The organism is Pseudomonas umsongensis, assembly GCF_002236105.1.
Lineage (GTDB): Bacteria > Pseudomonadota > Gammaproteobacteria > Pseudomonadales > Pseudomonadaceae > Aquipseudomonas > Aquipseudomonas umsongensis.
In genome coordinates, this window is record NZ_NIWU01000002.1 from 462,086 (window position 1) to 475,285 (window position 13,200).

At 61.2% G+C, this 13,200-nt stretch carries 12 protein-coding genes; 6 read left to right on the forward strand and 6 right to left on the reverse strand.

All coding sequences use genetic code 11. From position 1 onward, the window contains the following. The first annotated feature begins 1 nt into the window (after position 1). Entirely contained in the window at positions 2–823 is an 822-nt protein-coding gene (locus PSUM_RS12395) for an isocitrate lyase/PEP mutase family protein (protein WP_020799641.1), read from the forward strand. A 2-nt stretch (positions 824–825) separates the two neighbouring features. Next, positions 826–1,521, forward strand: coding sequence for an extensin-like domain-containing protein (locus PSUM_RS12400; protein ID WP_083348316.1), 696 nt, complete (start codon positions 826–828; stop codon positions 1,519–1,521). Positions 1,522–1,524: 3 nt separating this feature from the next. On the opposite strand, the gene PSUM_RS12405 is transcribed toward PSUM_RS12400, so the two are convergent. Next, positions 1,525–2,145, reverse strand: a complete 621-nt coding sequence (locus PSUM_RS12405) for an energy transducer TonB (protein ID WP_083348317.1) — start codon at positions 2,143–2,145, stop codon at positions 1,525–1,527. 93 nt (positions 2,146–2,238) lie between these two features. Here PSUM_RS12405 and PSUM_RS12410 point away from each other — a divergent pair, with 93 nt between their 5' ends. Next, a complete protein-coding gene (locus PSUM_RS12410; RefSeq protein ID WP_083348318.1) occupies positions 2,239–3,021 on the forward strand; it encodes a class I SAM-dependent methyltransferase in 783 nt (260 codons plus the stop codon). Positions 3,022–3,159: 138 nt separating this feature from the next. Here the strand turns inward: PSUM_RS12410 and PSUM_RS12415 are convergent, their stop codons facing one another. Beyond that, the gene (locus PSUM_RS12415; protein ID WP_083348319.1) at positions 3,160–3,798 is read right to left on the reverse strand and encodes a TetR/AcrR family transcriptional regulator; all 639 of its coding nucleotides are present in this window, start codon (positions 3,796–3,798) and stop codon (positions 3,160–3,162) included. A gap of 93 nt (positions 3,799–3,891) precedes the next feature. Here PSUM_RS12415 and PSUM_RS12420 point away from each other — a divergent pair, with 93 nt between their 5' ends. Both PSUM_RS12420 and PSUM_RS12425 read left to right on the forward strand, forming a co-directional pair. Continuing rightward, positions 3,892–4,992 carry an efflux RND transporter periplasmic adaptor subunit gene (locus PSUM_RS12420; protein WP_020799636.1) on the forward strand — a complete coding sequence of 367 codons (1,101 nt, stop codon included), beginning with the start codon at positions 3,892–3,894 and terminating at the stop codon, positions 4,990–4,992. Between the two features lie 6 nt (positions 4,993–4,998). Then, entirely contained in the window at positions 4,999–8,064 is a 3,066-nt protein-coding gene (locus tag PSUM_RS12425) for an efflux RND transporter permease subunit (RefSeq protein ID WP_083348320.1), read from the forward strand. A gap of 567 nt (positions 8,065–8,631) precedes the next feature. Here PSUM_RS12425 and PSUM_RS12435 read toward each other — a convergent pair. From PSUM_RS12435 to plsB, 3 genes are read right to left on the reverse strand one after another with little or no spacing between them, the layout of a single operon-like run. Beyond that, a complete protein-coding gene (locus tag PSUM_RS12435) occupies positions 8,632–9,321 on the reverse strand; it encodes a DUF4197 domain-containing protein (RefSeq protein WP_020799634.1) in 690 nt (229 codons plus the stop codon). A 39-nt stretch (positions 9,322–9,360) separates the two neighbouring features. Continuing rightward, positions 9,361–9,759 carry a YbaY family lipoprotein gene (locus PSUM_RS12440; RefSeq protein WP_008058778.1) on the reverse strand — a complete coding sequence of 133 codons (399 nt, stop codon included), beginning with the start codon at positions 9,757–9,759 and terminating at the stop codon, positions 9,361–9,363. A gap of 51 nt (positions 9,760–9,810) precedes the next feature. Then, positions 9,811–12,315, reverse strand: coding sequence for a glycerol-3-phosphate 1-O-acyltransferase PlsB (gene plsB, locus PSUM_RS12445; RefSeq protein ID WP_033042059.1), 2,505 nt, complete (start codon positions 12,313–12,315; stop codon positions 9,811–9,813). A gap of 164 nt (positions 12,316–12,479) precedes the next feature. Here plsB and PSUM_RS12450 point away from each other — a divergent pair, with 164 nt between their 5' ends. After that, a complete protein-coding gene (locus PSUM_RS12450; protein ID WP_008035470.1) occupies positions 12,480–12,689 on the forward strand; it encodes a cold-shock protein in 210 nt (69 codons plus the stop codon). A gap of 90 nt (positions 12,690–12,779) precedes the next feature. Here the strand turns inward: PSUM_RS12450 and PSUM_RS12455 are convergent, their stop codons facing one another. Then, complete coding sequence (locus tag PSUM_RS12455) at positions 12,780–13,157, reverse strand: hypothetical protein (protein ID WP_020799880.1); 378 nt, start codon at positions 13,155–13,157, stop codon at positions 12,780–12,782. Positions 13,158–13,200: the final 43 nt, after the last annotated feature.

Sequence of the window (13,200 nt, forward strand, 5' to 3'; positions counted from 1 at the left end):
AATGGATGCGCAAACCCTTCGAGCCCAAGCGTTCAGAGCCTTGCACGAACGCGACGGGGTTTTTGTGATTCCCAACCCGTGGGATGCTGGTTCGGCCAAGATGCTCGCCAGCCTGGGTTTCGAGGCGCTGGCGACCACCAGCGCCGGTTACGCTTTTTCCCAGGGTCGCCCTGATGGCGGCCTGACGCTTGACGACACCCTGGCCAACGTCCGGGCGATTGTCGCCGCCACCGACCTGCCGGTCGCGGTCGATCTGGAAAACGGATTCGCCGATGATCCCGCCGAATGCGCGCAAAGCATTCTGGCGGCGGCGGCCGCGGGTGCCGTCGGCGGTTCGATCGAGGACTTCACGGGCCGACCGGACGCTCCGATTTATTGCTTCGAACATGCCGTGGCGCGCATCGAGGCCGCCGTCGCTGCCGCTCGCAGCTTGCCTTTCGCGTTCACGCTGACAGCCCGTGCCGAGAACTATCTGCATGGCAATCCGGATCTGGCCGACACGATCCTCCGCTTGCAGGCGTTCGCCGAAGCGGGTGCCGACGTGTTGTATGCGCCAGGGTTGCGCAGCGCTGAAGAGGTATTGGCGGTGGTTCGCGCCGTGGCGCCGAAACCGGTCAACGTGTTGATGTCCGGCGGCTTGAAGCTGACGGTCGAGCAGTTGGGCGAAATGGGCGTCAAGCGCATCAGTGTCGGCTCGGCGCTGGCCCTGGCGGCGCTGGGTGAGTTCTACCGCGCGGCCGAAGAGATCAAGACGGCGGGCACGTTCGGCTTCACGTCGCGCTCCATGCCCTACGCCCAGGCCAATCAGTTTTTCAAAGGCTGACGGTGCGGTTTCGCGGGTGGCTGCTGCTGATCCTGTTGATCATCGCAGCTGCGGGAGTGGGCGCCTGGCGCGGTTGGATCTCACTGCCGCCGCAGTGGAATGCCTGGGCGCCGCTGGACGTCAAGGCGGAGCCCAACCTGCTGACCCGCTACAAACTGATGCGTCTGCGCGCTGATTCGCAGCTGTGCGATCAGGCGTTGAGCAGCTCCGGATTGCGCGTGACCCATCAGGCCGACAGCCCGGACGCCAAATGTCCGCTGACCAATGCCCTGCGTGTGCAGGGCGGGGACGTGGCCCTGAGCAGCAGTTTCCTTGCCAGCTGCCGACTCGCCGTGTCGTTTGCCCTGTTCGAGCATCACGCGCTGCAACCTGCGGCGCAGGCGATCTACGGGCAAGCGGTCACGCGGGTCGATCACCTTGGCAGCTTTGCCTGCCGCAATGTCTACAGTCGCGAGAATGGCAGGCTCAGCCAGCACGCGTCGGCCAATGCACTGGATATCGCCGGTTTTCGACTGGCGGATGGCCGGACCGTCAATGTGCTCAAGGATTGGTCGAAGGATAATCAGGATGGAAGATTTTTAAGGCAGGTGCGCGATGGCGCCTGTGGGCTATTCAGCGTGGTGCTGAGCCCGGATTACAACGCGGCCCATCGCAATCACTTTCATCTGGATGTCGGGCCTTGGTGGGTCTGTCGGTGATGCTTAGGCGGCGAGGCGCAGGTTCTGCAGGATGATCGGGCGTGCCCAGCCGTTATCGAAATCGAGTTGTTTCTGTTGCTCCAGCAGTTCTTCCGGCGAGAACGGCGGGAATGGCTTGTCCAGCAGATCGAGCTCGAACTCGGCGATCGGCAAATGCAGTGGACGCGGTTGCGGCGCGGGACCGACTTGCGGCAACGGCTGACCGGCGGTGAGCACGATCGGGCGCACCCAGCCGCTCTCGAAGTCTTGCTGTTGCTGCTGGGCAACGATTTCTTCGGCGGGGAACGGTGGGAATGGTTTGTCGGCCAGGTCCATTTCGAACTCGGCAATTGGCAGGAACAGCGGTTCGGGCGGGCGAACTTCGTTGTCTTTCACGTCGCATTCGCGCTGGGAAACGATGTGTGCCAGCAGGTCACTGCCCACGGTAGGTTCAACCGGGCTTTGCAAATCGACCGGTGGAAAATTCAGCGATTGCGGAAGCACTTCACCCGACTGTTCGGCCAGCGCACGGGCAAAGAAATCCTGCCATATGTGACTGACGCCGCCCAGTACCTGGGTATTTCGCAGGTTGTAATCGCCGTAGGGCGAGATAAAGCCTGTGATTGTGGGTTGAATGTCTGACATTTCTCTCGGTCGACGCTCAGCTCTGGCAAAATGCTCGATAGTTTTGTTATCGGCCGTTTTTGCCGATCATTAATTTTTTGAGCGTGTTTTCCCATGATTGATCAACCTGCGGCCTGCCGCATCCATGTCGAGGCGCTGAGCGCGGCCTTCGAGACCCAGGCCGAGCAATGGGCCGAGCGTCTGGGCCTGCCGCTGCAAGTGACTGATGGCGAGTTCGCGTTGCAGGTGGGTGACCAGGGTCTGCAGCTGCAACAGCTGGGGCCGGACGCGCCCGGACCAGTGCGGGTGGATTTCGTCGAGGGTGGCGCGGCGCATCGCCGGTTGTACGGTGGCGGCAGCGGGCAGATGATCGCCAAGGCCGTCGGCGTCGCCCAAGGCGTGCGTCCGCGTGTGCTGGATGCTACCGCGGGGCTGGGCAAGGATGCGTTCGTGCTGGCTAGCCTGGGTTGCGAGATGAGCCTGATCGAGCGTCAGCCGTTGATTGGTGCCTTGCTTGAAGATGGCCTGGCCCGTGGCGCGGAAGATTTTGACGTAGCACCCATCGTGGCGCGCATGCGCTTGCTCAAGGGCAACTCGATCGAGGTGATGCGCAATTGGCAGGGCGAACCGCCGCAGGTGATCTACCTCGACCCGATGTTCCCCCATCGTGAGAAAACCGCGCTGGTAAAAAAGGAAATGCGCCTGTTCCGGCCACTGGTTGGGGATGATCCGGATGCGCCGGCTTTGCTTGAAGCCGCCCTGGCCCTGGCCAGCCACCGGGTGGTGGTCAAGCGTCCGCGCAAGGCGCCGTGCATTGAGGGGCCCAAGCCGAGCCATGCACTGGATGGCAAGTCCAGCCGGTATGACATCTACCCGAAGAAAGCGCTCAAGCCCTAAGACCGAGTCGCCTTCATCGCGGGCAAGCCACGCTCCCACAGGATTTGTGTTGAACACAATTTCTATGAATACCTCGAACCCTGTGGGAGCGGGCTTGCCCGCGATGGCGTCAGATCAGCCAACCAATATCTGTCAGGCCTACTCCGGCCGATAAGCCCGCATAAACAACCCCACAACCTCCCGCACATGGCTCTCCGCCGCGTCCCCGGTCAGCGGCTCGCCACAGCCATACAACAAGCGGAAGTTCGCCGCGCCCTTGAGCAGGCAAAAAAAGTGTTCTGCTGCGTTGCGCGGTTTGTCGATAGACAACGCGCCACTTTGATCGACCTTGGCCAGCAATCGCTCCATGCCGTGCAGCATGCGTTGAGGTCCGGCCTCGAAGAAGATCAGCGAAAGTTTCGGGTCCTGGCTACCCAGGGCCATGATCAGTCGATGCAGGTTCACCGACTCGTCGCTGTTGATCAACTGGTGAAAGCCGCGGGCGATGTTCAGCAGTACGGTTTCCACTGCCACGCCTTCGGGCAATTCAAAGAACAGTGACGGCAACTGTTCCTCGCACTTGGCCACCACGGCAGCGGAGAACAGCGTCTCCTTGTCGTTGAAGTGGCTGTAGACCGTGAGCTTCGACACACCGGCCTGCGTAGCGACAGCATCCATGCTGGTGTTGGCATATCCCTTGGTCAGAAACAGCGTTTTCGCTGCATCGAGGATCGCCTGGCGCTTGGCCAGATCCTTGGGGCGGCCCGGGCCATTGGGTGCTGAAAGATTGTTCGGCATATTCGCTTTTATTACTGGACTGGTGAGTTTGCTATTAATAACATACTCGTCAGTATAATTATTCCAAGCACCATTGGCGAAAGGTCCTTCACCATGTTCCGCTATGCCTTGCCCCTCGCGTTGCCAGTCACCCTGGCGTTTTTATTGACCGCGTGCGGTCACGAAGAGGCGCCTCAAGTCAGCGTTCGACCGGCCATGGTGGTCCAGCCAGAGCCTTCAACCCAGGCGATGGAAAGTTATCCCGGTGAAGTCCGTGCCCGCTTTGAACCGGAGCTGGCGTTCCGCATTGGCGGAAAAGTCAGCCGACGACTGGTCGACGAAGGGCAGCGGGTCAAGGCCGACCAGCCACTGGCGGAACTCGATCCCCAGGACGTGCGCCTGCAACTGGAGGCCACCCGTGCCCAGGTCGCGGCCGCCGAGGCCAACCTGAACATGGTGCGTGCCGAGCGTGATCGCTATAAAACGCTGATGGAGCGCCAACTGGTCAGTCGCTCGCAGTATGACAATCACGAAAACCTGTACCGGTCCGGTGAAGCGCGTCTTAAACAGATCAAGGCCGAGTTCAACGTCTCCACCAATCAGGCCAGTTACGCGGTGCTGCGGGCGCCGCAAGATGGCGTTGTGGCCAAGCGAGCCGTGGAAGTCGGGCAAGTGGTCGCGGCGGGGCAAACGGTGTTTACCCTGGCCACCGATGGTGAGCGTGAAGTGTTGATCAGCTTGCCGGAGGCAAGCTTCGGCCGCTTCAAGGTGGGTCAACCGGTTTCGGTAGAACTGTGGACGCAACCGGATCAGCGCTTCGCCGGACACATCCGCGAACTGTCGCCGGCCGCCGATCCAAAGTCGCGCACCTTCGCCGCGCGTATCGCCTTCAATGCGGGCACGGTACCGGCCGAACTCGGCCAGAGCGCCCGTGTCTTCGTTCAGAGCGCCCAATCCGTGCCGTTGTCAGTGCCACTGTCGGCGCTGACCGCGGAGAACGGCGTGACCTACGTCTGGGTCGTCAGCGCCAACAACACCTTGAAAAAGACCCCGGTTCGGGTCGGTGCCTTCGGTGAGAAAACCGTCCCGGTACTCGAAGGCCTCAATGCCAGCGACTGGGTGGTGGCCGCCGGCGTCCATGTGCTTCTCGACGGGCAGTCCGTGCGCCCGGTGGATCGCTCCAACCGCGTGGTCAATCTGGCTGGCAAGGAGTAGTCCCCGATGGGTTTCAATCTTTCTGCCTGGGCGCTGCGCAATCGCCAGATCGTCCTGTTCCTGATGCTCTTGCTGGCGATTGTCGGCGCACTGTCCTACACCAAGCTGGGTCAAAGCGAAGACCCGCCGTTCACCTTCAAGGCCATGGTGATCCGTACCAACTGGCCGGGGGCGACCGCACAGGAAGTCTCGCGCCAGGTCACCGAACGCATTGAAAAGAAGCTGATGGAAACCGGCGAGTACGAGCGCATCGTGTCGTTCTCGCGCCCGGGTGAATCACAGGTGACCTTCATCGCCCGAGACTCCATGCACTCGGTGGAGATACCGGACCTCTGGTATCAGGTGCGCAAGAAGGTCAGCGATATTCGTCATACCCTGCCGCCAGGTATCCAGGGGCCGTTCTTCAACGATGAATTCGGCACCACCTTCGGCAATATCTACGCCCTGACCGGTGAAGGTTTCGATTACGCCGTGCTCAAGGACTACGCCGACCGCATCCAGATCCAGCTGCAGCGGGTCAAGGATGTGGGCAAGGTCGACCTGCTCGGTTTGCAGGACGAAAAGATCTGGATCGAGCTGTCCAACGTCAAGCTCGCCACCCTCGGATTGCCGCTGGCGTCGGTGCAGCAAGCCCTTGAAGAACAGAATGCGGTGTCCACCGCCGGCTTCTTCGAAACCACCAGCGAACGATTGCAGCTACGGGTCTCGGGGAATTTCCAGACGGTCGAAGAGATCAAGAACTTCCCGATTCGTGTCGGCGATCGTACGTTCCGCATCGCCGATGTCGCCAACGTGCGCCGCGGTTTCAACGATCCACCGGCGCCGCGCATGCGCTTCATGGGTGAAGACGCCATTGGCCTGGCCGTGGCCATGAAGGACGGCGGCGACATTCTGGTGCTGGGCAAGGCCCTGGAAATCGAGTTTGCCCGTATCCAGAAGAACCTCCCGGCCGGCATGCAGTTGCGCAAGGTCTCGGACCAACCGGCCGCCGTGAAAACCGGCGTCGGCGAATTCGTCCAGGTGCTGGTCGAAGCGCTGGCCATCGTCTTGCTGGTGAGCTTCTTCTCCCTCGGGGTGCGCACCGGCATGGTGGTGGCCCTGGCCATCCCGCTGGTATTGGCGATGACGTTCGCCTGCATGTATTACCTCGGGATAGGCCTGCACAAGATCTCCCTCGGCGCCCTGGTGCTGGCGCTGGGCTTGCTGGTGGACGACGCCATCATCGCCGTGGAAATGATGGCGATCAAAATGGAGCAGGGCTTCGACCGGATCAAGGCGGCGAGTTATGCCTGGACCAGCACCGCGTTCCCGATGCTCACCGGTACGCTGATCACCGCCGCCGGTTTCCTGCCCATCGCTACCGCGCAATCGGGCACCGGCGAATACACCCGTTCGATCTTTGAAGTGGTGACCATTGCACTGGTGGCGTCCTGGGTGGCGGCGGTGCTCTTCGTGCCTTATCTGGGGGAAAAGCTCCTGCCGGACCTGGCGAAAATTCACGCGGCCAAACATGGCACTGATCAACCCGATCCCTATGGCACGCCGTTTTATCAACGCGTACGGCGTCTGGTGGAGTGGTGCGTGCGCTGGCGCAAGACCGTGATCACGGCGACTGTGGTGCTGTTCATTGCCTCCATCGTGCTGTTTCGATTTGTGCCTCAACAGTTCTTCCCGGCCTCGGGCCGACTGGAGTTGATGGTCGACCTGAAGCTGGCCGAAGGCGCGTCCCTGAGCAATACGGCCGAGGAGGTCAAGCGCCTCGAAGCGTTGCTCAAGGACAAAGCCGGCATCGACAACTACGTGGCCTACGTCGGGACCGGCTCACCGCGTTTTTACCTGCCGCTTGATCAGCAATTGCCAGCAGCGAGCTTCGCCCAGTTCGTCGTCCTGGCAAAAACCATCGAAGATCGCGAACCCTTGCGCACCTGGCTGATCACGACCCTCAACGAACAATTTCCGGCCTTGCGCTCGCGGGTCACGCGCCTGGAGAACGGTCCGCCGGTTGGCTATCCGGTGCAATTCCGGGTGACCGGTGAGCACATCGAGGAAGTCCGCGCACTGGCCCGAAAGGTCGCGGCCAAGGTTCGCGAAAACCCGCATGTGGTCAACGTCCACCTGGACTGGGAAGAGCCCAGCAAGGTCGTCTATCTGAATATCGATCAGGACCGTGCACGGGCATTGGGCGTGAGCACGGCAAACCTGTCGAAGTTCCTGCAGAGCTCGCTGACCGGTTCCAGCGTCAGCCAGTACCGCGAAGACAACGAGTTGATCGAGATCCTGTTGCGCGGCACCGTGCATGAGCGCACCGAACTGTCGCTGCTGCCAAGCCTGGCGGTGCCGACCGACAATGGTCGCAGCGTTGCGCTGTCGCAGATCGCGACCCTGGAATACGGCTTTGAAGAAGGCGTGATCTGGCACCGTAATCGCCTGCCCAACGTGACGGTTCGCGCCGACATCTATGGCAAGGAACAACCGGCGACCCTGGTGCAGCAGATCATGCCGACCCTCGATCCGATCCGCGCCGAATTGCCGGATGGCTATCTACTGGATGTCGGCGGTACGGTCGAGGATTCCGCTCGCGGGCAGAACTCGGTGAAGGCGGGCGTGCCGTTGTTCATCGTGGTGGTGTTGACGTTGCTGATGCTGCAGTTGCGCAGTTTCTCACGCACGGCGATGGTGTTCCTGACGGCGCCCCTGGGGTTGATCGGGGTGACGCTGTTCCTGATGGTGTTCCGCCAGCCGTTCGGGTTTGTGGCCATGCTCGGGACCATCGCATTGTCGGGGATGATCATGCGCAACTCGGTGATCCTGGTGGATCAGATCGAGCAGGATATCGCGGCCGGGTTGAAGCCGTGGCAAGCGATTATTGAGGCGACCGTGCGGCGGTTCAGGCCGATTGTGCTGACGGCGCTGGCTGCTGTTCTGGCGATGATTCCGTTGTCGCGCAGTGTGTTTTTCGGGCCGATGGCGGTGGCGATCATGGGTGGTTTGATCGTGGCGACGGCGTTGACGTTGTTGTTTCTGCCTGCGTTGTATGCGGCTTGGTTTCGGGTCAAGAAAGAATCGGCCTGAGTTCGTTGGACTTGGCGGCCTTTGGGCCGACCAAGCTCTGGTTTTTCGAGTACATATCCGTTTCTGCGGTAAGGGCGGCTGACGGTTTCGCCCTTACGGCGACTCACTTTTTTTCAAACCCCTCCGGTTGGCTTCGCTGGCACCTACATGCAGCGTGTTCGACTGCGTCGAACGGCGCTGCGCGCCACTCCCCGGATGAACACCTCCGCTCAGCCTCCCGAAGGGACGGGTGGATCAAGATCAACAGCTGAAGGCGAGCTAACGCTCGGCCTGATGAGTGGTGAAGAGCGGAGGGTGTATACCCTGTGGGAGCGGGCTTGCTCGCGAAGGCGGCCTGCTGGCCGACCTGCATCTGGCGGATGTACCTGATCCCCTGTGGGAGCGGGCTTGCCCGCGAAGGCGGCCTGCCAGCCGACCTGCATCTTGATCGTTCCCACGCTCTGCGTGGGAATGCCGCCGGGGACGCTCCGCGTTCCGCTGTCGACGCAAGGCTTGAGTCCTGCGCTGTGACGCGGAGCGTCACGGGATGCATTCCCACGCGGGCGTGGGAACGATCAGGGTGGTGGCTTAGAGCGTACCAAACACCTTCTTCGCCAAACTGGTCGCCGCCGCCGTCGGGTTCTGGCGGATGGTTTCTTCCTGTTTGCCGATCATTTCGAACAAACCGTTCAACGCCTGCTCGGTCACGTAGTTTTCGACGTTGGCACTCTTCGCGTCGATCACGCCCATGGTCGCGGCCTGCCCGGCGAATGAGTTGTACTGCTGGGCCAGGCCAACCTGGTCGGTGGCTTGCTTGACGATGGGCAGGAATTTGGCGCGGATTTGTTCGCGGCTGGTCTTGTTCAGGTACTGGGTGGCCGAGTCATTGCCGCCGCTGAGAATGCCCTTGGCATCGTCGACCGTCATCTTCTTCACGGCGTCGACGAGGATCGGTTGGGCCTGGACCACGGCGGTTTCCGCCGCTTTGTTCATGCTGGCTTCCAGTTGATCGACCTGATCGCCCATGCCGAACTGTTTCATTTTGCTGGCAACTTTGCCCAGTTTGCCCGGCAGTTCGATCTTCACGTCCGGGTTGTTGCTGAAGCCGCCCGGGGTGCCGAGTTGTTTCACCGCCAGTTGCGCGCCTTGGGTCAGGGCGTCCTTGAGACCGCCGGTGGCGTCTTTTTGCGACAGGTCGCTCAGAGACAGTGCCAGGGCGCTGGCAGAGATCATCAAGCCTGCGCACAGGCCGGCAAAACGGAGGGTAGGGCGGAGCATGGCAACTTCCTTTTTCAAAGACACTTATTTGAATAAGCTCTAGCGGGCCGCGTCAACGCGGACCTTCACGGGCTGCGGATCGGAGCCGTCCAGGCGCACGGCGTGATTTTCGGTGGTGATAAACAGCAGTTTGCCATCGACTTCGATGCGTGCGTTGATCGAGTAACGGTGGTTGGGCTCGATCTTCAGCGGGTCGTAGCTCAGGTGGAACGGTAGCGGCACCTGGCCTTTGACCGGGCCACGTTGTTCGTCGATGACCTTGGCCGGGGCGTCGGCGAGTGAGATGTCTTGCAGGCTGACACTCAGGATTGCCGTCGGTGGCAGTGCAATGCGTTGCAGGTAGAAGACTTCGCCATCAAGGGATGCCTTGGGCGCGGGAGTCGGGTGCTGGCAGGCTGTCAGCAGCACTGCGGCTGCTATCAGGGAAAGCTTTTTCATTGGCAGATCTCCGTATCGACGGCACCAGGACCGACTGGCGCCTTGATCAATCTAGACGGTTTGTTCGGGCGTAGCGGGTTGGTCGGCGGCATCTTCACTGCGATGCAGCGCCACCTGACGGATCGACAAGCGAATCTCCGCCGGCAGCACCCGCTTCGCCGCACCTTCGGCCAACTCACCAAGCAACTCGTGATAGCTCAGCTTGCCGGCTTCATCGCGCTTGAGCACGTCCAGGTCCAGCAAAGTCTGGATGAAATGGCGGAACAGGCTCTTGTCGAAGAACTCCGGGGCGTTCAGGCCATGCAGGATCGACAGGCGCTGGGCCATGACCGTGCACAGGTCTTCCAGTTCTTCGGCGCTGATGCTGTTCTGGCCGCTGTTGAGCAGCAGGGACACCGTCATGTAGAAGCGCTGCAAGGTCTGGGCAATACTTTTCGATAGCAGCGTCAACAGCACGAAATGCCGCGAGCTCGGGGCCGGACGCAGGTAGACGTCATTCTCGAAACGCAGCAGGCCTTGTTCGACGAACGCTTGCAGCCATTGGTCGATCACCCCGTCCAACTCGTCCAGCGGCCAGCGAATGAACAGTTCCGCTTGCAGGTAGGGGTACAGCGCACGGGTGTAGCGCAGGATCTGTTCGCGGCTCATGCGCGAGGCGCTCTGGAAGAAGCTCGCCAGCAGCGCTGGCAGCGCGAAGATGTGCAGCACGTTGTTGCGGTAGTAGGTCATCAGGACGGCGTTTTGCTCGTCCAGATAGAGAATCTTGCCCAACGCATCGCTTTGTTCCGAGAGCAGGTCCATGTCCTTTACATGCTCGATCAACGCTCGGCCATCACCTTCGGGCAGGGTGGTGTGCGGCGAGTACGGGACTTTGCGCAACAGCGCCAGGTACAGGTCGAGAACCCGCGCCATGGCGCGATCATCCAGGGCCAGGCGGCTTGTGGACAGCAGCGCCAGCGCGACCAGGTTGACCGGATTGATCGCCGCCGCTTCGTTCAGGTGCTGCGCGACTTTTTGACCAAGGCGGTTGGTGGTTTCGTTGAGCCAGGCGGGTTTGAACTGGGGACCCAGTTCCTGCTCGCGCCAGTCCGGCTGCTCGCTGTCGAGAAATTGCGCCAGTTTGATCGGCTCACCAAAGTTCACCGCGACTTGACCGAAGCGCTGCTTGAGCGCGCCGATGACCTTGAAGATGTCGAAGATCGATTCTTTCTTCTTGCTCGCGCCACGCAACTCGCCCAGGTAGGTCCGGCCTTCCAGCACGCGCTCGTAGCCGATGTAAACCGGCACGAAGACAATGGGCATGCGTGACGAACGCAGGAAGCTGCGCAGGGTGATTGCCAGCATCCCGGTTTTCGGTTGCAACATGCGCCCGGTGCGCGAACGGCCGCCCTCGACGAAGTACTCCACCGGGAAGCCCTTGGTGAACAGGGTGTGCAGGTATTCGTTGAACACCGAGGTGTACAGCGGATTGCCCTTGAAGGTGCGGCGCATGAAGAAGGCGCCGCCACGGCGCAGCAGGCCGCCAATCCCGGGCATGTTGAGGTTGATCCCGGCGGCGATGTGCGGCGGGGTCAGGCCATTGCGAAACAGCAGGTAGGACAGCAGCAGGTAGTCGATGTGGCTGCGATGGCAGGGTACATAGATCACTTCGTAACCCGGGGCAACCTTTTGTACGCCTTCGATGTTGTTGACCTTGATGCCATCGTAGATTTTGTTCCAGAACCAGCTCAGCACCACTTCCATGAAGCGGATGGCGGTGTAGGTGTAGTCCGAGGCGATCTCGTTGCCGTACCGCAGGGCCTGGGCCTTGGCTTTCTCCGGCGAGATGTTCTCGCGCTCGGCTTCGTCGAGGATCGCCTGCTTTACCAGCGGCTGGTTGACCAGACCCTTGACCAGGTTGCGACGGTGGGAAATATCCGGACCGATGACCGCGGCTTTCAGGTTGCGAAAGTGCACCCGCAGAATTCGTTGGGCCATGCGCACGGTGCGCTCGTGACCTTTGTCGTGCTCGATCAGTTCACGCAGGTGGATCGGCGCGGAGAACTGCACGCGGGTCTTGCGCCCCAGCACGATGATGCTCAGCAGGCGGCGCAAGCGCCCGGTGACCGCCCAACTGTCGGCGAACAACAGTTTCCACGGGCTGTTTTCGCTGTCCGGCGACTGCCCCCAGAACACGCTGACCGGAATGATCTGCGCATCTTCGGCGGCGTTTTGGCTCAAGGCACTGACCAGGCGGGTCAAGGTGGGCGGTGCGCCGCGCTTGTCCTGGCGCCCGAGCCAGTCCGGGTCCGGTGTCAGGTAGAAGAACGCGGCCGGTTCCAACAGGTTGCCCACCGATACCGGCAGCACCGGACGCGGCAGGCCGGCCTTGGTGCATTCGGTGTCGACCACGGCCAGGTCGGTCAACGAAGGATTTTGCAGGACGTAGAACACCGGGCGACTGCGGTCGAGGTTGAGGGTGAACGACGACTGGTTGATCGTCTCCGAGCGAACCCAGAGGTACAACAGTCGGCGCAGGGTGCCAAACACAAGACGGCGGAACGGGGAGCGGGTCATACGGCTTCTGCGTGAGTGAATAAAACCGAGCGTTTGCTCGGGCGGGAGACAGTGTGCCGGATTCGTCGAAAATCGGCAAAAAAGCACTCAACCAATCTGTAGTTGAGAGTTTCTGCGCCTGTCATATACTCGGGCGCTCAAAATAAAAACAAGGGGGTACTGAGATGGCAACGCGCGAAACCGGCAATGTGAAGTGGTTCAACGACGCCAAGGGCTACGGCTTCATTCAACGCGAGGACGGGGTGGACGTGTTCGTGCACTACCGCGCGATTCGCGGTGAGGGGCACCGTTCGCTGACTGAAGGCCAGCAGGTCGAGTACGGGGTGGTGACTGGCGAGAAGGGTTTGCAGGCTGAGGATGTGGTGGGGCTGTAATCCTGAGATCAAAAGATCGCAGCCTGCGGCAGCTCCTACAGGTGTACACATAACCCTGTAGGAGCTGCCGCAGGCTGCGATCTTTGGCGGTTAAGCAGTTTTCCAGGTGATCTCTTCTTCACCGTCGGCGCTGATGCGAATCCAGCGATCCGCCGTCTCTTCACCTTCTTCCTCGACCCAGCTACCCGGTGCGCAGCGCACTTCGACGTTCAACGCGGCAAAGGCAGCGCGGGCGCAGGCGATGTCGTCTTCCCACGGCGTCTGGTCGCTTTCCAGGTACAGGCTGTTCCACTTTCCTACGGCCTTGGGCAGCCAGGTCACCGGCACGTTGCCGGCCTTGCACTTGTAGGTCTGGCCTTTCTGGACCCAATCGGTGCACGGGCCCAATGCCGCGCCGAGCCAGGCCGAGATGGCCTTGTGGTCGACGTCGGCGTCTTTCAGGTAAATCTCGATATCGGGTTGGCGCATGGATGTCCTCACTGCGTGTCTGAAAAATCCATTCGCGGATTTA

Bases quoted from the DNA above. Each gene is read 5' to 3' on its own strand.
- PSUM_RS12405 (WP_083348317.1), bottom strand. From the start codon at position 2,145: ATGTCAGACATTCAACCCACAATCACAGGCTTTATCTCGCCCTACGGC.
- PSUM_RS12440 (WP_008058778.1), bottom strand. From the start codon at position 9,759: ATGAAAAAGCTTTCCCTGATAGCAGCCGCAGTGCTGCTGACAGCCTGC.
- PSUM_RS12455 (WP_020799880.1), bottom strand. From the start codon at position 13,157: ATGCGCCAACCCGATATCGAGATTTACCTGAAAGACGCCGACGTCGAC.
- PSUM_RS12395 (WP_020799641.1), top strand. From the start codon at position 2: ATGGATGCGCAAACCCTTCGAGCCCAAGCGTTCAGAGCCTTGCACGAA.
- plsB (WP_033042059.1), bottom strand. From the start codon at position 12,315: ATGACCCGCTCCCCGTTCCGCCGTCTTGTGTTTGGCACCCTGCGCCGA.
- PSUM_RS12425 (WP_083348320.1), top strand. From the start codon at position 4,999: ATGGGTTTCAATCTTTCTGCCTGGGCGCTGCGCAATCGCCAGATCGTC.
- PSUM_RS12410 (WP_083348318.1), top strand. From the start codon at position 2,239: ATGATTGATCAACCTGCGGCCTGCCGCATCCATGTCGAGGCGCTGAGC.
- PSUM_RS12450 (WP_008035470.1), top strand. From the start codon at position 12,480: ATGGCAACGCGCGAAACCGGCAATGTGAAGTGGTTCAACGACGCCAAG.
- PSUM_RS12435 (WP_020799634.1), bottom strand. From the start codon at position 9,321: ATGCTCCGCCCTACCCTCCGTTTTGCCGGCCTGTGCGCAGGCTTGATG.
- PSUM_RS12420 (WP_020799636.1), top strand. From the start codon at position 3,892: ATGTTCCGCTATGCCTTGCCCCTCGCGTTGCCAGTCACCCTGGCGTTT.
- PSUM_RS12415 (WP_083348319.1), bottom strand. From the start codon at position 3,798: ATGCCGAACAATCTTTCAGCACCCAATGGCCCGGGCCGCCCCAAGGAT.